The organism is Brevundimonas sp. (assembly GCF_035627475.1).
GTDB lineage: Bacteria > Pseudomonadota > Alphaproteobacteria > Caulobacterales > Caulobacteraceae > Brevundimonas.
In genome coordinates this window covers 123,405-143,123 of record NZ_DASPLR010000022.1, presented here as the reverse complement: position 1 = coordinate 143,123, position 19,719 = coordinate 123,405, and the positions used below count along the sequence as shown (strand labels likewise).

Annotated in this window: 23 protein-coding genes; 15 read left to right on the top strand and 8 right to left on the bottom strand. The window is 69.4% G+C overall.

The genetic code is table 11. The annotated features are described in order from the left end of the window. From VEA62_RS05925 to VEA62_RS05910, 4 genes are all read left to right on the top strand, one after another. Window positions 1-1,353, top strand: a 1,353-nt coding sequence (locus tag VEA62_RS05925; RefSeq protein ID WP_324819586.1) for an acyl-CoA carboxylase subunit beta, incomplete at its 5' end; no start/stop codon positions are given. Window positions 1,354-1,977: 624 nt separating this feature from the next. Continuing rightward, window positions 1,978-2,298, top strand: coding sequence for a GIY-YIG nuclease family protein (locus VEA62_RS05920; RefSeq protein WP_324819584.1), 321 nt, complete (start codon window positions 1,978-1,980; stop codon window positions 2,296-2,298). A gap of 116 nt (window positions 2,299-2,414) precedes the next feature. Continuing rightward, window positions 2,415-3,071 (top strand): glutathione S-transferase family protein, encoded by a 657-nt coding sequence (locus tag VEA62_RS05915; protein ID WP_324819582.1) that lies wholly within the window; start codon window positions 2,415-2,417, stop codon window positions 3,069-3,071. Window positions 3,072-3,086: 15 nt separating this feature from the next. Next, window positions 3,087-3,743, top strand: a complete 657-nt coding sequence (locus VEA62_RS05910; protein ID WP_324819580.1) for a glutathione S-transferase family protein — start codon at window positions 3,087-3,089, stop codon at window positions 3,741-3,743. Window positions 3,744-3,773: 30 nt separating this feature from the next. Here the strand turns inward: VEA62_RS05910 and VEA62_RS05905 are convergent, their stop codons facing one another. Further along, on the bottom strand, window positions 3,774-4,169 hold the full coding sequence (locus VEA62_RS05905; RefSeq protein WP_324819579.1) for a MerR family DNA-binding protein: 396 nt from the start codon (window positions 4,167-4,169) through the stop codon (window positions 3,774-3,776). 82 nt (window positions 4,170-4,251) lie between these two features. Here VEA62_RS05905 and VEA62_RS05900 point away from each other — a divergent pair, with 82 nt between their 5' ends. Both VEA62_RS05900 and VEA62_RS05895 read left to right on the top strand, forming a co-directional pair. Further along, window positions 4,252-4,992: a glutaredoxin gene (locus tag VEA62_RS05900; RefSeq protein WP_324819578.1), complete on the top strand. Its 741-nt coding sequence runs from the start codon at window positions 4,252-4,254 to the stop codon at window positions 4,990-4,992. Window positions 4,993-5,068: 76 nt separating this feature from the next. Then, window positions 5,069-5,515, top strand: a complete 447-nt coding sequence (locus VEA62_RS05895; RefSeq protein ID WP_324819577.1) for a hypothetical protein — start codon at window positions 5,069-5,071, stop codon at window positions 5,513-5,515. A gap of 14 nt (window positions 5,516-5,529) precedes the next feature. On the opposite strand, the gene VEA62_RS05890 is transcribed toward VEA62_RS05895, so the two are convergent. Continuing rightward, window positions 5,530-5,970, bottom strand: coding sequence for a MarR family winged helix-turn-helix transcriptional regulator (locus VEA62_RS05890; RefSeq protein WP_324819576.1), 441 nt, complete (start codon window positions 5,968-5,970; stop codon window positions 5,530-5,532). A gap of 83 nt (window positions 5,971-6,053) precedes the next feature. Here VEA62_RS05890 and VEA62_RS05885 point away from each other — a divergent pair, with 83 nt between their 5' ends. Further along, window positions 6,054-6,734 carry a glutathione S-transferase family protein gene (locus VEA62_RS05885; protein ID WP_324819574.1) on the top strand — a complete coding sequence of 227 codons (681 nt, stop codon included), beginning with the start codon at window positions 6,054-6,056 and terminating at the stop codon, window positions 6,732-6,734. Between the two features lie 25 nt (window positions 6,735-6,759). Further along, the gene (locus VEA62_RS05880; protein ID WP_324819572.1) at window positions 6,760-7,290 is read left to right on the top strand and encodes a dihydrofolate reductase family protein; all 531 of its coding nucleotides are present in this window, start codon (window positions 6,760-6,762) and stop codon (window positions 7,288-7,290) included. 168 nt (window positions 7,291-7,458) lie between these two features. Here VEA62_RS05880 and VEA62_RS05875 read toward each other — a convergent pair whose 3' ends face one another. Next, window positions 7,459-8,232: a pseudouridine synthase gene (locus VEA62_RS05875; protein ID WP_324819570.1), complete on the bottom strand. Its 774-nt coding sequence runs from the start codon at window positions 8,230-8,232 to the stop codon at window positions 7,459-7,461. Continuing rightward, window positions 8,229-8,864, bottom strand: coding sequence for a DUF938 domain-containing protein (locus tag VEA62_RS05870; RefSeq protein WP_324819568.1), 636 nt, complete (start codon window positions 8,862-8,864; stop codon window positions 8,229-8,231). Before VEA62_RS05870 ends, VEA62_RS05875 begins: the two co-directional genes overlap by 4 nt. 204 nt (window positions 8,865-9,068) lie before the next feature. Between VEA62_RS05870 and VEA62_RS05865 the strand changes: the two genes are divergently transcribed. Together VEA62_RS05865 and VEA62_RS05860 are read left to right on the top strand one after the other, a co-directional pair. Beyond that, window positions 9,069-10,916 (top strand): phosphoenolpyruvate carboxykinase (GTP), encoded by a 1,848-nt coding sequence (locus VEA62_RS05865; protein WP_324819566.1) that lies wholly within the window; start codon window positions 9,069-9,071, stop codon window positions 10,914-10,916. A gap of 47 nt (window positions 10,917-10,963) precedes the next feature. After that, a complete protein-coding gene (locus VEA62_RS05860; protein ID WP_324819564.1) occupies window positions 10,964-11,974 on the top strand; it encodes an FAD-dependent oxidoreductase in 1,011 nt (336 codons plus the stop codon). Here VEA62_RS05860 and VEA62_RS05855 read toward each other — a convergent pair whose 3' ends face one another. Next, window positions 11,975-12,703 carry a TonB family protein gene (locus tag VEA62_RS05855; protein ID WP_324819562.1) on the bottom strand — a complete coding sequence of 243 codons (729 nt, stop codon included), beginning with the start codon at window positions 12,701-12,703 and terminating at the stop codon, window positions 11,975-11,977. It lies immediately after the preceding gene. A gap of 188 nt (window positions 12,704-12,891) precedes the next feature. On the opposite strand from VEA62_RS05855, the gene VEA62_RS05850 reads away from it, so the two are divergent. Both VEA62_RS05850 and VEA62_RS05845 read left to right on the top strand, forming a co-directional pair. Next, window positions 12,892-13,695 (top strand): transglycosylase SLT domain-containing protein, encoded by an 804-nt coding sequence (locus VEA62_RS05850; protein WP_324819560.1) that lies wholly within the window; start codon window positions 12,892-12,894, stop codon window positions 13,693-13,695. A gap of 83 nt (window positions 13,696-13,778) precedes the next feature. Further along, window positions 13,779-14,921, top strand: coding sequence for a DUF2336 domain-containing protein (locus VEA62_RS05845; RefSeq protein WP_324819558.1), 1,143 nt, complete (start codon window positions 13,779-13,781; stop codon window positions 14,919-14,921). 55 nt (window positions 14,922-14,976) lie between these two features. On the opposite strand, the gene VEA62_RS05840 is transcribed toward VEA62_RS05845, so the two are convergent. From VEA62_RS05840 to VEA62_RS05830, 3 genes are all read right to left on the bottom strand, one after another. Beyond that, the gene (locus VEA62_RS05840; RefSeq protein WP_324819555.1) at window positions 14,977-15,453 is read right to left on the bottom strand and encodes an Hpt domain-containing protein; all 477 of its coding nucleotides are present in this window, start codon (window positions 15,451-15,453) and stop codon (window positions 14,977-14,979) included. Window positions 15,454-15,520: 67 nt separating this feature from the next. After that, window positions 15,521-16,294 (bottom strand): NAD kinase, encoded by a 774-nt coding sequence (locus tag VEA62_RS05835; protein WP_324819553.1) that lies wholly within the window; start codon window positions 16,292-16,294, stop codon window positions 15,521-15,523. A gap of 31 nt (window positions 16,295-16,325) precedes the next feature. Next, window positions 16,326-17,417, bottom strand: coding sequence for a DUF2336 domain-containing protein (locus tag VEA62_RS05830; protein WP_324819551.1), 1,092 nt, complete (start codon window positions 17,415-17,417; stop codon window positions 16,326-16,328). Between the two features lie 173 nt (window positions 17,418-17,590). Between VEA62_RS05830 and VEA62_RS05825 the strand changes: the two genes are divergently transcribed. From VEA62_RS05825 to VEA62_RS05815, 3 genes are all read left to right on the top strand, one after another. Next, a complete protein-coding gene (locus tag VEA62_RS05825; RefSeq protein ID WP_324819549.1) occupies window positions 17,591-18,355 on the top strand; it encodes a class II aldolase/adducin family protein in 765 nt (254 codons plus the stop codon). Beyond that, window positions 18,352-19,128, top strand: coding sequence for a hypothetical protein (locus VEA62_RS05820; RefSeq protein WP_324819547.1), 777 nt, complete (start codon window positions 18,352-18,354; stop codon window positions 19,126-19,128). The genes VEA62_RS05825 and VEA62_RS05820 overlap by 4 nt, the downstream gene beginning before the upstream one ends. Window positions 19,129-19,218: 90 nt before the next feature. Beyond that, complete coding sequence (locus tag VEA62_RS05815; RefSeq protein ID WP_324819545.1) at window positions 19,219-19,605, top strand: hypothetical protein; 387 nt, start codon at window positions 19,219-19,221, stop codon at window positions 19,603-19,605. The last annotated feature ends 114 nt before the right edge of the window (window positions 19,606-19,719 follow it).

Below are 19,719 nucleotides of genomic sequence, written 5' to 3'. Positions count from 1 at the left end.
GACTTCGGAATGGAGGCGCAGCGCATCCCCGGAGACGGCGTCGTCACCGGATCCGGGACGATCAACGGCCGCCTCGTCTACGTCTTCGCGCAGGATTTCACCGTGTTCGGCGGCTCGCTGTCCGAGCGCCACGCGCAGAAGATCTGCAAGGTCATGGACATGGCGATGAAGGTCGGCGCACCGCTCATCGGCCTCAACGACAGCGGAGGCGCCCGCATCCAGGAAGGCGTCGCCAGCCTCGCCGGCTATGCCGAAGTCTTCCAGAGGAACGTGCTCGCCTCCGGCGTCATCCCGCAGATCAGCGTAATCATGGGACCCTGCGCCGGGGGCGACGTCTACTCCCCCGCCATGACCGACTTCATCTTCATGGTGAAGGACACCTCCTACATGTACGTCACCGGCCCCGACGTGGTGAAGACCGTCACCAACGAGGTGGTCACCCACGAGGACCTCGGCGGCGCCCGGGTCCACGCCGGCAAGTCAGGAGTCGCCGACGGCGCCTTCGAGAACGATCTGGAGGCCCTCAGCGAGGTCCGCCGCCTGATCGGCTTCCTGCCCCTGTCGAACCGCGAGAAGCCGCCGGTCCGCGACTCCTACGACGACCCCGAGCGCGATGAGCCCAGCCTCGACACCCTGGTCCCGGCCAATCCGAACCAGCCCTACGACATCAAGGAGCTGATCCTGAAGACGGTCGACGAGGCCGAATTCTTCGAGATCGGCCCCGACTTCGCGAAGAATATCGTCACCGGCTTCGGCCGCCTCGACGGCCAGACCGTCGGCGTCGTCGCCAACCAGCCCCAGGTCCTCGCCGGCGTCCTCGACATCGACTCCAGCCGCAAGGCCGCCCGCTTCGTGCGCTTCTGCGACGCCTTCGACATCCCGCTGGTCACCTTCGTCGACGTGCCCGGCTTCATGCCCGGCACCCGTCAGGAGTACGGCGGCCTGATCAAGCACGGCGCCAAGCTGCTGTTCGCCTATGCCGAGGCCACCGTGCCCAAGCTAACCGTCATCACCCGCAAGGCCTACGGCGGCGCCTATGACGTGATGAGCTCCAAACACCTGCGCGGCGACGTCAACTACGCCTGGCCCTCCGCCGAGATCGCCGTCATGGGGGCCAAGGGCGCGGTCGAGATCATCTTCCGCAAGGAGGCCGGCGACCCGGAAGCCCTCGCCGCCCGCGAGGCCGAATACAAGGCCCGCTTCGCCAACCCGTTCGTGGCCGCCGGGCTGGGCTACATCGACGACGTGATCATGCCCCACGGCACCCGCCGCCGCCTGATCCGGGCGCTACGGACGCTGAAGAACAAGCAGGCCGAGAACCCGTGGAAGAAGCACGATAATATTCCGCTGTAGGATCCGGCTGACCCACCTCCTCTTCCTCTGCGCCCGCAACCGCCTCCGCTCCCCCACGGCCGAGCGGGTCTTCGCCTCGCGCCCCGGCGTCGAGACCGCATCCGCCGGCCTGGCGCCCGATGCGGAGGAGCCGGTCACGCCCGACCACCTCGACCAGGCCGACCTGATCTTCGTCATGGAGCGCGCCCACCGCGCCAAACTCCAGCGCCGTTTCGGCAAACACCTGAAGGGCAAGCGCGTCGTCAGCCTCGATATCCCCGACGCATGCAGCCCGAGCTGGTGGCCTTGCTGGAGAAGAAGGTGGGGCCGCATCTTCCCCACTCTAAGTAGACGGCCCGCATTGTCATCCCGGCCGAAGCGAAGCGAAGAGCCGGGACGGGGCGGGCCCAAATCGCTTCCTCCCGGAAAGCGCGTAGCGGTTATCCGGGACACGGGCCGAGCGCCCCTGCGGCCTTAGACTTCATCGTCCCGGCACCGGCAGGCCGCCTCCCGGCTCAGCCCGGCGGGCTGTCCGGGAGGAAATGTTCGTCGCGTCACCGTCCCCGATCTCCGCTTCGTGTCGTCGGGGATGACAAGAATAGACGTTCCCGGTATGTTCCAGAACGAGGGGCTGGAGGGATCGCCATGCGCGACCACCACTACTGGGTCTACATCGTCGCCAGCGGACCCTGCGGCTGGCTCTACGTCGGCATGACCAACGACCTCATCCGGCGCATAGACGAGCACAAGCATGGGCAGATCGACGGCTACAGCCGCGAACGTGGAACCGACCAGTTGGTCTGGTACGAACCGCACCTGTACGTCGATCAGGCGATCCTGCGCGAAAAGCGCATCAAGCGCTGGCTCCGGCCGTGGAAATTTGCGCTGATCGAGGAGTGCAATCCTCGTTGGGCCGACCTGTATGGCGACCTGCTTGCGTCCGGCGGTCTCCCGGATCGACCCTGACGGGCCGTCCGGGAGGGACTTGTGCGTTCACCTCCCGTCCCGGCTCTCCGCTTCGCTCCGGCCGGGATGACAAGGAGGTCTTCTCACTCGGCGGTTGAAGGGAATAGGCTGCCCCCATGATCACCCTCCACGCCTTCGGCCGCGTCCATCCCTTCGTCCATGGCGAGACCCGCGACCTGCGCGTCCAGTGGGCGCTGGAGGAGATGGGGCTGCCCTACACGGTGCGCGGCTGGGACCACACCGGCGGCGAGACCACCGGTCCCGAGTTCTCGGCCATCAGCCCGTTCAACCAGATTCCCGTCCTGACCGACGGCGATCTGACGCTGTCCGAGACCGGCGCCATCCTGATCCATCTGGCGGAGACATCCGGCCAGCTGATCCCCGCCGACGCCGAGGACCGCGCCCACGTCATCCAGTGGACCCTCGCCGCCCTGTCCACCGTCGAAGGCCCGATCCAGCCGCTCAAGCTGATGGACATGGGGGCCATGGGCGAACCGGGGGACGTACGTGACTTCCTGACCGGCTGGACCCACCGCGTGCTCGGCGGGGTGAACCGCAAGCTCGAGGGCCGCGACTGGATCGCCACCGACGACTTCACCATCGCCGACCTGCTGCTCGCCGCGGTCCTGCGCCAGCTGCGCCACACCGAGCTGATGGACGGCTATCCCAACGTGAAGGCCTTCTACGATCGCGCCATGGCCCGACCGGCGTGGCGGCGCACCCTCGACCTGTACGCCGAACGGCTGGGCGCCGACCGCACGGCGATCGACTAGCGCCGGAGACGCCTCATGATCACCCTCCACGCCTTCGCCAACATGTTCCCCGGCGGGATCGGCGAGACCAAGGACATCCGCATCCAGTGGGCCCTGGAGGAGATGGGGCTGCCGTACGAGGTCAAGGCCCTCGACTATCTCGGCGGCGAGGCCGAGAGCCCCGGGTTCTCCGCGATCAGCCCGTTCAACCAGATCCCGGTGCTGGAGGACGATGGTCTGGTCATCGCCGAGTCCTGCGCCATCCTGATCCATCTGGCCGAAAAGTCGGGCCGTCTGATGCCCGCCGACGAGGCCGGCCGCCTCAGGGTGATCCAGTGGTGTTTCGCGGCCGTCGCCACCGTCGCGCCGCCGCTGTCGATGATCGCCATGGTCGACGCCGGCTTCATGGGCAAGGACCCCGCGGCGCGCGAGTTCCTCGTCGGCATCGCCACGCGCTGGCTGGCCGGTCTCGAGCGCCAGCTGGAGGGGCGTGACTGGATCACGGGTGACGATTTCACCATCGCCGACATCACCCTGGCGGACATTCTGCGCGAGATTCGCGAGACCGATCTGATGGACGGCTATCCCAACGTCCGCGCCTTCTACGCTCGCGCCTTCGCCCGTCCGGCCCGGCGAAGGGCGCGCGAACTGACCGCCGAACGGATGGGCGTGGACATCGGCGACATCGCCTAGCCCGTCCTTCTCACGCAAGGGGAGAAGGGCTCACCCCTCGAACGCCTCCAGGATCGGGCACGGGCCTTTCCCGCCCCCCGCGCACGCCCCCGCCAGCCGCCGCAGCGCCGCCCGGGCCGTCTCCAGCTCGGCGATCCGCGCGTCCAGCTCGACCAGCCGCCCCTCGGCCAGCGCGAGGGCCCGCGACCGGTCCTCGCCCGCGTCCAGCGCCAGCAGTTCGCCGATCTGCTCGAGGGTGAACCCCGCCGCCTGGGCCGAGCGGATGAATTTCAGCCGCCGCACGTCCTCCGCCCCGTAGCGCCGCACCCCGCCGCCCAGCCCCGATCCCTCGGGCCGCGTCGGCGTCTCCAGCAGCCCGCGCCGCTGGTAGTAGCGCACCGTCTCCACGCCCACGCCGCCCGCCGCCGCCAGCCGTGCGATCGTCATCCCGACCATCTCTTGACTCCGTACCATGCTACGGACCCTACATGGGGCGCGGACCGTTATCGGCAACAGGAGAAAGCCCCCAATGTCCGCACCTCAAAAGACCGCCGTTCTGCACCGCATGGTCATGCCCGACCACGTCTGCCCCTATGGCCGCAAGTCGCTGTGGCTGCTGCGCCGCAAGGGCTATGTCGTCCAGGACCATCACCTGAAGACCCGCGAGGAGACCGACGCCTTCAAGGCCCTGCACGGCGTCAGGACCACGCCCCAGACCTTCATCGACGGCGTCCGCATCGGCGGCCACGACGACCTGCGCCGCTTCTTCGGCGAGAAGGTCCCCGAGCCCGGCTCGACCAGCTACACCCCGGTGCTGGCCGTGTTCGCCGTCGCCGCCCTGATCGCCTTGGCCATCGACTGGCTGGCGATGGGCGCGATCACCACCATGGTCCTGCCCAATTTCATCGCCGTGGCCATGTGTCTGCTGGCGATGCTGAAGCTGCAGGACGTCGAGAAATTCTCGACCATGTTCCTCAACTACGACCTGCTGGCCCGGCGCTGGCCGGCCTATGGCTACATCTACCCCTTCGCCGAACTGGGCGCGGGCGTGCTGATGCTGGCCGGGGCCCTGACCTGGCTGTCGGCCCCGGTGGCCCTGTTCATCGGCGGCGTCGGCGCGGTGTCGGTGTTCAAGGCCGTCTACGTCGACAAACGCGAACTGAAATGCGCCTGCGTCGGCGGCTCGTCGAATGTGCCGCTCGGCTTCGTTTCCCTGACCGAGAACCTGATGATGATCGCCATGGCCGTGTGGATGGTGGCCATGCACTGACGTTGTCTGATGATCGGCGCCGGAGGGGCTGCGCCGGCGCCGCGGTCGTGGTCTCCTGGGCCCGGGAGACCTCGCCATGTTCCGCCCCTTGCTCGTCGCCATTGCCTTGTCGCTCGCCGCCCCCGCCGCTCATGCCTGCATGCGGCCGATCGCCGGGCCGGGCGAGCGGATGACGGAAGGGCGCTGGATCACCGTCGCCACGGCCACGGTCGTGGCCGTGGAGTCGCAGGCTGCCGAGCGGCCCAACCGCGCCTTCACCGCTGAATTCCGCGTTGACCGGGTCGTCGACGGCTATCCGCAGGGCGGGCGGCTGCGGCTGTGGCACGAGGAGCGGACCGAATGCCCCCGAGTCCTCCCCTTGCCGGTCGAGGGCGAAGTCTGGGTGGTCTATCTGGAGTGGGACGCGCGCGGCGACGGGCCGGTCACCGAGGCCTGGCCGCTGAGCTGGGCCGAACGCCTCGACCCCCGCTTCGGCGGCAATGCCGACGCTGACATGCGCGATCTCGGGCCGCCGCACGGGTGAGGGCGGGCGTGAGTCTAGGCGATGCTGCGCAGCCCCGCCCGCAGCGCGTCGGCGGCGCTGTCCAGGCCCGCCTCGACGCGGGCGTGCTCCTCGATCCACACCGGCGTCGCCCGCGCCAGCAGGGCCCGTCCGGCGTCGGTGAGGGCGGCGCGGCGGCCGCGCCGGTCCTCCGGGTCCACCGACACCGTCACCGCGCCCATCCGCTCCAGCGGCTTCAGATTGGCCGTCACGGTGGTCCGGTCCATGGCCAGCACCTCGGCGACGGCGCCGATGGTCGGCGGCTTCGGCCGGTTCAGGGCGTTGAGCAGCGAGAACTGGCCGCTGGTGATCCCCAGCGGCCGGAACGCCACGTCGAACCGCCGCGACAGCGCCCGCGCCGCCCGCTGGGCGTGCAGGCACAGGCAGTGATCGCGGATGTGCATGGTGGCGGCGAACGCGGCCGGGACGTTTGACATGCCCTGTGATACGTTGATATCAACCTTTTCGTCAACGACAGGGCCGCGGACGGCGCCCGAAAGCCGCGATCAGGAGACTGCCGATGATTCAGGTCACCGCCTTCAAATGGGTGCCGCCCTTCGCCCAGGGCTCCGTCCGCGACATCCGCGTCCGCTGGGCTCTCGAAGAAGCCGGTCTCGGCTACGACGACCGCCTGATCGGGTTCGAGGACCAGGCGACGCCCGAATACCGCGCCCTGCAGCCGTTCGGCCAGGTGCCGGCCTATCGCGACGGCGAAGTGGAGATGTTCGAAAGCGGCGCCATCGTTTTGTGGATCGCCCAGAACTCCGACGCCCTGATGCCGGCCGATGACGCCGGCCGCGCCATGGTCATGACCTGGCTGTTCGCGGCCATGAACAGCGTCGAGCCCTTCGTCGCCGAACTGGCGACCATCGACCTGTTCAACGCTGACAAGGAATGGGCGAAGCAGCGCCGGCCAGAGGTCGAGGCGTTTCTGCGCAAGCGGCTCGCCGATCTGCAGACGGCGCTGGGCGACCGCAACTGGTTCGCCGGCGACCGCTTCAGCGCCGCCGACATCCTGATGACCCATGTGCTGCGCGACCTGCGCCACACGGCCATCCTCGCCGACTTTCCGGCGCTCGCCGACTATGTCGCCCGCGCCGAGGCCCGCCCGGCCTTCAAGCGGGCGCTCGCGGATCAGATGAAGCCGTTCAGGGCGGCGGAGGCGGCGCGTCCGGAACTGGCCGCGGGTCGGGTCGCCTGACGTCCCTGGACTGGAGGTTTGCGGCATGGCCCGGCTCGTCTTCGCAATGAACGTCTCGCTCGACGGCTACGTCGACCACGACAGGTTCGCGCCCGATCCGGTGCTCTTTCGTCACTGGATCGAGCAGGTGCGCGGCGCGACCGGCAGCGTCTACGGCCGCCGCCTGTACGAGATCATGCGCTACTGGGAGGAGGACGACCCCGACTGGACCTCCGATCTGCGCGAGTTCGCGGCGGCGTGGCGGGCCGAACGCAAATGGGTGGTGTCGCGCTCCCTGACCGAGGTCGGTCCCAACGCCGCCCTGGTCTCGAGCGATATGGAGGGCATGATCCGCCGGCTGAAGGCTGACCTGGACGGCGAAATCCACGTCGGCGGCCCGGCCCTGGCCCAGGGCCTGACCGAAGCCGGCCTGATCGACGAGTATCGTCTGTACGTCCACCCGGTCGTGCTGGGGCAGGGCGCTCCGTTCTTCCCCGGCCCGACGCCGCCGCTGCGCCTCGTCGCCCATGACCGGATCGGCGGGGAGGCGATCCGGCTGACCTATGTGCCCGCCTGACGGCATGGATTGCCCATACGACCGATTCTGACGCACCGGCCTGCTACGGTGCGCCGTCTGGTCTTTGACATTCGAATCTCACGTCCGCCGAAGGGGCTCCTGCCGACTCTGCCGACTCTGCCCCCCGATTTTCGAGCCAGCCCTGCCGACTCTGCCGACTCTGCCCCCTCAATTTTTTGAGTCGGCGCCCCCGACCAGCGCCGCCCGCTCCTCCGCCGTCAGCAGCCGCCACTTCCCCTCCGGCAGATTGTCCAGCTTCAGCGGCCCGATGCGCACCCGGATCAGGTCGACGACCTCCAGATCGACCATTTCGCACATCCGCCGGATCTGCCGGTTGCGGCCCTCGCGCAGGATGAATTTGAGCCGGAAGGACTCCATCCGGCTGACATAGGCCGGGCGCAATTGGCGGCCGTCCAGCATCAGGCCGTGGCGCAGGATCTTCAGCTTCTTCTCGGTGACGTCGCCGGTCACCCGGACCAGATACTCCTTGTCGAGGTCCGACTCCGGCCCGATCACCGCCTTGGCCACCACCCCGTCCGACGACAGCAGCAGCAGGCCGCGCGAATCCTCGTCCAGCCGCCCGATCGGGGGCAGGGAGGCGTCCGCCGACGGGACGGCGCCCTCGCCGACGCGATTGGCCTCGGTCAGCAGCCGCACCGCCGGGATTTTGCCTGGCTCCGGCTGGCCCGAGACGAAGCCCATCGGCTTGTGCATCACGATGGTGACGCCCTCCGCCAGGGCCGCCGTCGCCCGCTCGTTGAGGGTCAGCGTCTGCCCCGGCTGGAGCTTGCGCCCCGCGTCGGTGACCACCTCGCCGTCGACCGAGACCAGCCCCTCCGCGATCAGGGCGTCGGCCTCCCGCCGCGAGCAGATGCCCGACTGGCCCATGAACTTGTTCAGCCGGACGGGTTCGTCGCCGTTGTAGGTCCGGGACAGGCTCATGCGACGCGCCGGAACAGCAGCATCAGGTTGTTGGCCGGCATCTCGACCCGCCGCGTCAGCGCCAGCCCCTCGGCCTTCGCCGCCGCCGCCACCGCGTCCCGGTCGCGCAGCCCCCAGGCCGGATCGCGCGCCTTGAGGCTCTCGTCGAAGGCCGCGTTCGAGGGCGCCAGCGGGACGCCAGCCTCGCGATATGGCCCATAGGTCGCCAGCAGCCCTCCGACCGGCAGCACCCGCCGGGCCAGCCGCATCAGCCCCTCGGTCGCCGCCCACGGGCTGATGTGGATCATGTTGATGCAGACCACCGCATTGAAAGGCCCCTCCGGCCAGCTGGCTTCCTCCGTGACGTCCAGCGCCGCCGGCGAGCGCAGGTTGGGCAGCCCCGCCGCCTCCGCCCACACCACGATGCTCGCCCGCGCCTCCGCCGACGGATCGCTCGGCGTCCACTCGAGCCCCGGCAGGGCGGCCGCGAAAGCCACGGCGTGCTCGCCCGAGCCGGCCGCGATCTCCAGCACCGCGCCGCGCGCCGGCAGATGCGCCTTCAGCACCTCCAGAATCGGCCCCGCGTTCCGGGCCGCCGCGGGGGAGGCGAGGGCGCCCGCGGGAGTCGCGCTGATCGCGTCCATGGTCTGCATGGCGGCTCCGATACCCCGCCCCGCCGTCCGCCGCGACCGGAATTATGCAGCCCGGAGGTCGGGCGCCGCTCGCAAGAGGTTGAAACTTGCAGCGGTTGACCTTGCGTCGCCTTCAATGCCATCTCGGCTGAAACATTGCGTGATCCACGCATGGGAGCGCCACGGCGGCGTCAGATCGCCGGGCAGACGTTCAGGAGAGTTCGCGTGACCGCATCCGCCATCCCCGGCCTTCATCCGGCCCCGACCGATCACGCAGGCCTCGTCGCCTGGGTCGAGCAGATCGCCGCCCTGACGAAGCCGGCGCGCGTCCACTGGTGCGACGGATCCGAGGCCGAGAGGTCGGCTATCGTCGCGGACCTGATCGGCAAGGGCACGCTCAAGGAACTGGATCAGACGAAGCGCCCCGGCTGCTACTACGCAGCCTCGGACCCCAGGGACGTGGCCCGCGTCGAGAGCCGGACCTTCATCTGCCCGGCCGACGAGGCCGACGCCGGACCGACCAACAACTGGGCCGATCCGGTGGAGATGCGGACCCGCCTGGACAACCTGTTCGACGGCTGCATGGCCGGCCGCACCATGTATGTCGTGCCCTTCTCGATGGGCCCGCTCGGCTCGAAGATCAGCGCCCTTGGCGTCGAGATCACCGACAGCGGCTACGTCGCCGTGTCGATGGGAATCATGACCCGCATGGGCAAGCCGGCGCTGGATGTGCTCGGCTCCGACGGCGTCTTCGTGCCCGCCGTCCACACCCTGGGCGCGCCCCTGGCCGAGGGCCAGGCCGACGTGCCGTGGCCCTGTAATGAGGAGAAGTGGATCGTCCATTTCCCCGAGACGCGCGAGATCTGGTCCTACGGCTCTGGCTACGGCGGCAACGCCCTGCTGGGCAAGAAATGCTACGCCCTGCGCATCGCCTCGGTCATGGCCCGCGACGAGGGCTGGCTGGCCGAGCACATGCTGATCCTCAAGCTGACCGATCCGAAGGGCCGCGCCAAATACGTCGCCGCGGCCTTCCCCTCGGCCTGCGGCAAGACCAACCTGGCCATGCTTCAACCCAGCCTGCCTGGCTGGAAGGCCGAGACCATCGGCGACGACATCGCCTGGATGCGCCTCGGAGACGACGGCCGCCTCTACGCCGTCAACCCGGAAGCCGGCTTCTTCGGCGTCGCCCCGGGCACCAGCCGCAACACCAACGGCAACGCCCTCGCCACGCTCGCCACCAACACCGTCTTCACCAACACGGCCCTGACCGCCGATGGCGACGTCTGGTGGGAAGGTCTGACGAAGGAAGCGCCCGAAGGTCTGACCAACTGGAAGGGCCAGCCGCACGATCCCGCCTCGGGCGAGCCCGCCGCCCATCCGAACGCCCGCTTCGCCGCCCCGGCCGGCCAGTGCCCGGCCATCGCGCCCGAGTGGGAAGACCCCAGGGGCGTGCCGATCGACGCCATCCTGTTCGGCGGCCGCCGCGCCTCGGCCGTTCCGCTGGTCACCGAAGCCTTCGACTGGGAGCACGGCGTCTTCATGGGCTCGTCGGTGGCCTCGGAAGGCACCGCCGCGGCCGAGAACAAGGTCGGCGAGCTGCGCCGCGATCCCTTCGCCATGCTGCCGTTCTGCGGCTACAACATGGGCGACTATTTCGCCCACTGGCTGTCGATGAAGGACCGGACCGACGCCGGGCAACTGCCGCGCCTCTACTTCGTCAACTGGTTCCGCAAGAACGAGGACGGCAAGTTCGTCTGGCCCGGGTTCGGCGACAACGCCCGCGTCCTCAAGTGGATCGCCGAACGCCTCGATGGTGAGGCCGGAGCGATCGACACGCCCGTCGGTCGTGTCCCGACGCCGGAGTCGCTCGACCTGTCCGGCCTGAACCTGTCCGATGCCGACCTTTCGACCCTGCTGGACGTCGACGCCGCCATCTGGGCCGAGGAGGCGGCCCTGATCCCGGACTTCTACCGCATGTTCGGCGACCGCCTGCCCCAGGCTCTCTGGGAACAGCACGCCGCCCTGACCGCCCGGATCGAGGAGAGCCGCGCCGCCGCCATCGCCGCGGAGTAGCGAGAGCGCGCTTGCAAAAGAGCCCCGGGCGGTCGATCTGATCGCCCGTGACCTCTTCCCCGGATGTGATCGTCATCGGCGCCGGCGTGCTCGGCCTGTGCTCCGCCGCCGAACTGGCGGGCCGGGGGCACGCGGTGACCGTGATCGACCCCGGCGGACCGAACGCCAGCTCGGCCGCCGCCGGCATGCTGGCGCCGGCGCTGGAGTGCCTCTCGGACGACTCCACCCCCGAGCGGGCCGCCTTGCTGAAGCGCGCCCGCGATCTGTGGCCGACCTTCGCCGAGGCCCACGGCCTGACCCTGCATCGCGACGGCGTCGACTGGCGCGGCTCCGACATCCCGGCGGCCATCGCTCGCCTCGCCGCCATGGGATTCGAGGCCAGAGCGACACGTGCAGGCCTGACCTCGCCGGAAGATTGGCGTGTCGAGGTGGCGGCCGGCCTCAAGGCGCTCGCCCGGGCTCCCGGGGTGACCGTCATCCGCTCTTCGGTGGCGCGCCTTTCCGCCGACGCTCGCCGGTGGCGGGTCGAGAGCTCGGACGGACGCACATGGTTCGCGGCCTCGGTCGTGCTCGCCACCGGCGTCGCCGCCCCGATTTCCGGGCTGCCGGACCGGGTCGCGGCCGTGGTCGGCGCGATCGAGCCGTGGCGCGGTCAGCTCAGCCCTGTCAGCGCCCCCCCGCCGCCGCGCGCCCTGCGTACGTCCGGCCTCTATGTCGTGCCGGCGGCGGGCGGTGTCGTCATGGGCGCCACCATGGAACGGGGCCGCCGCGACATCGTGCCGGATATGGAGGAGGCCGCCGCCCGCGTCGCGGCCGGCCTGGCCCTGCTCGGCGCCGAAGGCGAGGCCGGGCCGCCGCGTGTTGGCATTCGGGGGGCGACGCCGGACGGCCTTCCCTTGGCCGGCGCCGCCGAGGAGCCGGGCCTGCACCTTGCGCTCGCGCCGTTCCGCAACGGCTGGCTGCTGGGCCCGCTCGTCGCCGCCATCGTCGCGGACGGTATCGAGGGCAGGGCGCCCGGGCCTGACGCCGCCGCCCTCGATCCGCTCAGGTTCGCCTGATCAGTCCGCCGGAGGGTTGAAGCGGATGGCGATATTGACGCGCGATCCCTCCGCCGCCCCGTTGACGGTGCGCGGCGCGATCTGGAAATACCGCGTCAGGCCTTCCGCCGCCCGCCCGAAGCCGTAGTTCCCCGGCGTTTCGCCGGCCACGTTGCAGTCGGCGACGCGTCCGTTGGGCTGGACCAGGCAGTTCAGCGTCACCAGCCCGCCGACCTCGGCCCTCAGGGCGCGGTCCGGATAGGCCCGCATCAACTGCTCGGCCGAGGGCTGACGCACCCAGCGAGGGCTGGTGATCACGGCCGGGGGTTCCGGGGTCGCGACCGCCGGCGGGGTATTCTCGACTGGCTTCGGCACATCGTGATCGAGGGTGATCGTCGTGCCCGGGTTGACCGTCTGCCCCTGTGTCACCGCCACGACGTCGGGCGTTGCCGGCTTCGCAGGCAACTCATTGACCTTGGTGTTCGGCGGTTGTGGCCGCTCGGGCGCCACCACGGGCTCAGGCGGCTTGGGGATCGGCCTGACCATCTCGAGGATCGTGATCGGGCCCTCGTCCTGAACCGGAGGGGCCAACTCGAACCGCTGATAGTACATTGCAGCGCCGAGGCCCACGTGACCGGCCGCCACCACCGCCACGGCGATCCATGTGGTTCGGGTGAAACGCGGCGTCTTGCGCTCGTTGTAGTCGAAGGGGCTCACCAGTCCGGGTCCGCCCGCGGTTCTGATCATCATGGCCGTCCATCCCTGTCGTTCGCCGCCCCCGCAGCGTCCCACGGCCAAGTTGAGCGCTTCCCTTGGGGCAAGTTTTGGGCGAGCGTCGCCATGAAACCGACACGCCCGTACCGCCTGCGGCAAAGGTTAAGGGTCTGTGGACAGCGCCGCCGACGTTAGGATTTGATTAACCACGAACCCGCAGCCTCATGAGCATGACCATCGGAGCGATTCCATCGTCTGGCGGAGTCGAGGCGGCCATCCGGCGCGCCTCGAACGCGACGGGCGTGGACGCGGACTTTCTGCTCAAGACGGCGCGGCGCGAAAGCGCCTTGAACCCGTCGGCCCGGGCGCGGACATCCTCGGCCGCCGGCCTGTTCCAGTTCATCGAACAAACCTGGCTTGGCACCGTCAAAGCCCATGGAGCCAAGCATGGCTACGGCCAGTACGCGGACCTGATCCATCGGGGCTCGGATGGCCGGTGGCGGGTCGACGGCTCGGCGCGTAACGTCGTGCTGGACCTGCGTTTCGACGCCCAGGCCGCCTCGACCATGGCGGCGGAGCTGACAGCCTCGAATGCCGCCTATCTGCGGGGCCGCACCGGCCGGGAGCCAGGGGCGGGGGATCTTTATGCGGCGCATTTCCTCGGCCCTGCCGGCGCGGCGAAGCTGATGGACGCCATGGAACGGAGACCGGGCATGAGCGCGGCCTCAATCTTTCCGGAAGCGGCGTCGGCCAATCGTTCGATCTTCTTCCGAGACGGCCGGCCGGCGACGGTGGCGGAGGTGCATGCCAACCTGCAACGCACGGCGGGCGCGGGCGCGCCGGCGGCTACAGCCGGCTCCGTTCCCACAGCTCCCGCACTTTCGGAGCGCGACCAGATGCTGGCCGCCCGTCTGGACCGACTGAAGCAGGATCAAAGCCTGCTCGCGCTCCTGCTCGGACAGGACGGAGACGGAAAGGGCGGCGGATTCGGCGGCGCCTTCGCTCCGGAAGGCAGTTCGGGCGTCTGATCGCGAATCCGGCGATGGTAAACGGCCCGTTAGGGATGACCGTTCAAAGCTGAGCGGCAAAGCCTGATCCAGAGCGCCCGACCATGACCGCCTACCGCGCCCGTCTGACCGAGACCGACATCCGCCGCCTGATCAAGGCGACGGACGAGGACGAGCGCGCCGCGGCCGCGCACAAGCTGTGCCGCAACATGGAAAAGGCGGAGCTGACCGGCGAGGAGCGCGAGGCGGCGCAGAAGATACTGCGGATGCTGGCTCATGACGCGGCCGAGCTGGTGCGGCGGGCGATGGCCGTGACGCTGAAGACGTCCGACCTGATCCCCCGGGACGTGGCGCGTCGACTGGCCGCCGACGTCGACAGCGTGGCCCTGCCGCTGATCAATTTCTCGCCCGCCTTCACCGACGAGGACCTGATCGAGATCGTCCAGGCGGGATCGGCGCTGCGTCAGGTCGCCGTCGCCGGCCGACCGACGGTCGGGCGCGACGTGGCCACCGCTGTGGCGGAACTCGGCTGCGAGCAGGCGGTCCGGACGCTGGCCGCCAACGACAACGCCGACATAGCCGAGGCTGCGCTGGGTCGATGCGTCGACCGCTTCGGCGCGTCGCCGGAGGTCGTCGCCGCCATCGCCTACCGCCAGGTGCTGCCGCTTTCGGTGACGGAGCGGCTGGTCGAACTGGCCTCGGACGCGGTGCGCGAGCATCTGGTCACCCGCCACGCTGTGGCCCCCGAGACGGCCATTCGCCTGGCCGCCTTCGCCCGTGAGCGGGCGACGGTCGATCTGGTCGATCAGGCGTCTGGCCACGCCGACCTGGCCGCCTTCACGGCTGGTCTCAACGCCCGCCGCGCCCTCACCGGCTCGCTCCTGCTGAGGGCTCTCGCGAGGGGGCAGATGGCGCTATTCGAATACGGCCTCGCCGAACTGGCCGGCACGCCCCATCCGCGCGCGTGGCTGATGATTCACGACGCCGGCCCCTTGGGGCTGAAGGCGATCTATGACCGCGCCGGCCTGCCGCCGCGCCTGTTCCAGGCGTTCAGGGCCGGCGTCGACACCTGGCGCACCTTGCAGGCCGAGGGCGTGGACACCGCCGGCGACGCGTTCCGCCAGCAGATGCTGCAGCGGTTCCTGACCCAGCGGCCAAACGCGCCGCGTGAAGACCTCGCCTATCTGATGGAACGACTGGATCAGGAGCCCGCGCCCGCCCGCGCGGCGATCGGCGCGGCGGCCTGAGGCAATTTGAAACGCCCGCCTTGGGGCGGGCGTTTCGGTGGGTCTGGCGTTTGCTTCAGCCCAGGTGGTCGGCCACGCCGGCTTCGAGGCTCTCGGCGAGGGCGCGGCCGATCGGATGCTCGTCGGTCTGGATCTGGTCGCGGACCACGGCCTTGATGGCGTCGACATGGGCGTCGATCAGCACCCGCGGTGCGGCCATCCGCTTGGCGGGATCGTCCATCATCTTGCACAGCGACCCGGCGAGGCGGGTGACCAGCGGATATTGGTAGGTCGCGCCCAGACCCTTCAGGTCGTGGGCGCGGAAATACAGGGCCTCGGCCGTCTGGGCGTCATAGCCCTGGTTGCGGATGTCCGCCTGGGCCTTGTCCAGCTTGACGATCTCGTCCTGAAGCCATTGGCCGAACTGGGAGGACATGGCCTTCAGGGCCTCTTCGGCCTTGGCGATGGCGCTCGCGTCGATGCCGCCAAAGGCGCCGCCGACCTTGAGACGCAGCGTGTTGGGCGGGCGGATGACCTGGGCGGAATTGCTCACGGGCGAGCTCCTGAAGACGAACCGCCCCTATGGTGACGGGACACACTTAAGAACCGGTGCACGTTCTTCAGGAGGCGAACTGCTCGGCCAGGACGCGTTCCTCGAACGACCGGCCGGCGTCGAACAGCATGGTGAGGGCGATGTCGCGCCGCTCGCGGACCTCGACCCGGGTGACTTCCCGCACCTCGAAGCTGTCGGCGGTGGCGCTGACCGGCCGCTTGTCGGGCTCGAGCACCTCGAAACAGACCTTGGCCGTATGAGGCAGCAGGGCCCCGCGCCAGCGCCGCGGCCGGAAGGCGCTGATCGGCGTCAGGGCCAGAACCCGGGCGTCGAGCGGAATGATCGGGCCGTGCGCCGACAGGTTGTAGGCGGTCGATCCGGCGGCCGTCGCGACCAGGCAGCCGTCGCAGGATAACTCCTCCAGCCGGACGCGGTCATCGACGGTGATCCGCAGCTTGGCGCTCTGCCGCGTCTGGCGCAGCAGGGAGACCTCATTGATCGCCAGCCCGTTCCGTACGGCTCCCGCCGCTGTCCAGGCCTCCATTTCAAGCGGGTGAATGACTGCCCGGCCGGCTGTCGCGAGCCGTTCCGGCAAGCCCTCTTCATTGTAGTCGTTCATCAGGAAGCCGACGGAGCCCCGGTTCATGCCGAAGACGGGAGTGCGGCGCTGCAGATTGGCGTGCAGGGTCTCGAGCATGAAGCCGTCGCCGCCAAGGGCGACGATCACGTCCGCCGACGCCGGATCCGCCGATCCGTACAGGCTCACCAGCCGCTCGCGTGCGGCCATGGCCTCGGGGCGGTCCGAAGCGGCGAAGGCGATGCGAAGCGGGGGCTGGGTCACGCGCCTACGCAAGCCGAGCGGGAAAGCGAAGTCAAACGGTCGCCACTTCACCCTTCACCAGCGCCCGGAAGGATCGGGCCGCCGAGGTGGTCGAGAGAGCGCCGCGCAGCCAGACCCGCTCGCCCGCGTCGCCGGGAAAGCCGTCATTGAGCAGGCGGATTTCGGTCAGCAGGGCCGGATAGACCGCGCGGTCCACCCCCACCGAGGCGCAGGCGTAGAACAGCGCCTCAGGGCTTCTGGCGGCCATCGCCTCGCGAATCTCCGCGATAGTGAAACCACCGAGGGTGGCGAGGGCGTGCACGAACAGACCCAGGCGGCGCTCCCGCACCGCCCGTATCAGATAGCCCGCCCGCAGTTGTCCGGCCGCCTGCAGCTTGGCGACGAGCCTTCGCTCCATCTCGTCCCGATCCGGATCGTCGGCGGGCGCCGGGACCAAGGTCTGTGAACGGGCGTCGTAAACCGCCTGCTGGATGACGGGGGCCAGCTTTCGCTCGTCGATCTCGAAACGGGCGCTGATCGACTGGCGCAGGGCTTCGCCCACCCATTCGTACATCTGTTCGGCCAATTGCGCCGTCAACCGCGGGTGACGGGTCAACGGGCCGCGGAGGGCGGCCACCCTGCGCGAATGCTCGACCAGCCGGCGAATGCCCTCGAGGCTGATTTCGGCCGTCCGGTTGAAGGCGAGGGCGGTCAGGGTCGCCGGCTCGCCGCGTTCGATGATGGCGTCAGCGACCCGGCCGCCGAGTTGGGGCCGACGCGCGATCTCGATCTGATGTTCGAGAGTGGCCTCGACCAGGACGCGTAGCAGGTCGTCGTCCTGGAGGATCGGGCTCGCCGCGAGGATGGGGCGCGCGATCTCGATCTCGTCTAGGGCCAGAACGTTGATCAGCGCGGGAGGAGCCCAGTCGGCCCGGGCCAGCCGTTCGGACAGGACCTTGCGGACGTCGCGCTCGGCCTGCCGTGCCAGCGTCAGGAAGATTTCGCCCAGAACCGGCGACAGTTCGCCGGTCGGCGGACGGGCATCGCACAGGGCCACCACGCCGAGTAGAAGCCGCTCGCGCGAGTCCGGGCTCGAACTGCGCGCCAGGGCCAGCAGGTCCGGATAGGCGGGCGGCGAGCTCATGGGAGGAGAGCGGAACTGAGCGACGGTCAAGGGCGTCTCCGGCGCGCCGACGATTCGGCTCATGAAAGCGTAGCGTCAGGCCGCTAAGGCAGGGTTAACGGAAACTGAATCTTGACGGCGGGCCGGCACGGCGCGAGCGTGCGCCGCCGCACACAACCATGAGGACCCGGACCATGGCCGACGGAACGACCGCCTCCCTGAAATCGCGCGTCTCTGAGGCCGAGTGGAACGCCCGTGTCGAACTGGCAGCGCTGTACCGCCTGGTGGCGTTGCACGGCTGGGACGACATGATCTTCACCCATATCTCGGCGCGTGTGCCGGGGCCGGAGAAGCATTTCCTGATCAATCCGTACGGGTACTACTTCGAGGAGATGACCGCCTCGTGCCTGGTGAAGGTCGATCTGGACGGCAACATCGTTCAGGAGACGACCAGTTTCATCAATCCGGCGGGCTTCACCATCCATTCGGCGATCCATGCGGCGCGCGAGGACGCTCATTTCGTCATCCACCTGCACACCGTCGCCGGCGTCGGCGTGGCGGCGCAGCAGGAGGGGCTGCTGCCACTCGGCCAGAACGCCTGCCTGCTGCAGCACCAGGTGGCCTATCATGGCTACGAGGGGCTCGCGCTGAACCATGACGAGCGTGAGCGGCTGGTGGCGGACCTCGGCGACAAGCCGCTGATGCTGCTGCGTAACCACGGCACGCTGGCGGTTGGTCAGACGGCGGCTGCGGCATGGATCGGCATGTTCTTCCTTGAACGGGCATGCGCCCAGCAGGTCGCCGCTCTGTCGGGCGGGCGCGAGCACGCGCTGATGGCTCCCGAAGCAGCCCAGGCCGAGACGCGCGAACAGGGCAAGGGCATAGCGTTCGTTTCGGCGCTGGCGTGGCCGGGGGCGCTGCGAATGCTGGATCGAAGGTCGCCGGGCTACGACGTGTGAACCGCGCCGGGGGGCTGCTGATCGGACTGGCGGTCGCGGCCCTCGCCACGCCGGCCGCCGCCGGCGCCTGGACCAAGGCCAAGGGCAAGGCCCAGGTCATCCTCAAATTCGAGCACATGGAGGCCGACCGAGGCTTCGACCCCGACGGCGCCCTGGCCGACCTGCCGGCGGAGCGGCGGGACACGACGCTTGGCGTGTTCGCGGAATACGGCCTGACCGAGCGGCTGACGCTACAGTTCAAGGGCGACTGGCAGTCGGGCGAGGACGCCTTCGTCGACTTCGAGGGCCGGGGGCCGATCGAGGTCGGCGTCACCTGGCAGGCGTGGAGGAACGACACGACCGCCGTCAGTCTCTACGCGGGCTATGCCCTCGGCGGCGAGGGCCGCAACGCCGGCTACGCCCCTCCGGGCGAGGGCGAGCAGGACTGGGAGGTGCGGGCCTCGATCGGCCGCAGCTTCTCCGACGGGACGATCCAGGGGCGCCGGCGGACCTTCATCGAACTGCAGGCGGCCCGGCGAATGCGGCAGGGCCTGCCAGACGAGACCCGCATCGATTTCACCCACGGCGTTCATCTGGGCGAAGACTGGCTGCTATTGAACCAGGCCTTTGGCGGAGTGGCGGACGAGGGAGGCCCTCGCTGGCTGTCGGTGGAAACTTCGGTCGTACGCAATTTCGGCGACTGGAGCGTGCAGGCCGGCTGGCGACAGGCGATCGCCGGGCGGGAAACGCCGCAATCCAGCGGCGTGACCCTCGCCCTCTGGAAGCGGTTCTAGCGCACCGGGAAAATTTGGCGTGGTCTAGACGGCGGTTGAATTTTTCCGCTATCCCGTCCGTGCGCCGGAGGGGCGCGGGGGAGATTTCCTATGAAGAAGATCGCAATCGCGCTTGCCGCGACGGTGGCGCTTGGCGCCTGCACCACGACGGAGCGCGTCAGCGTTACGCAGCCGGGCGACCAGGCGATGACCTGCACCCAGCTGCGTGAGCAGTTCGTCAAGCTGGATGAAATCCGCCGCGATGGTCAGAGCGACCAGGGCGTGAACGCCGCCAACGTCGGCGCCGTCCTGTTCTTCTGGCCCGCCGCCGTGGGCAACTATTTCTCGGCCCGCGACGCCATGGAGATCGCCGAACGCCGCCGCGAACATCTGATGACGATCTACAACGGCAAGAACTGCGACTCGCCGTCCAACGCCGAGCTGGTCGTGCAGGTGCCGGTGGCGCTGCTGGCGCCCGTCGGCCGCGGCATGCACTGAAGTCGGGCTTCCGACCCTGCAGGGCCCCGCCGGCGACGGCGGGGCCCATTTCGTTCGTGCGGCGGATTTTCATGCGCGGCGGCGCCGACGGATTTCGAAACACCGGACGTTGCA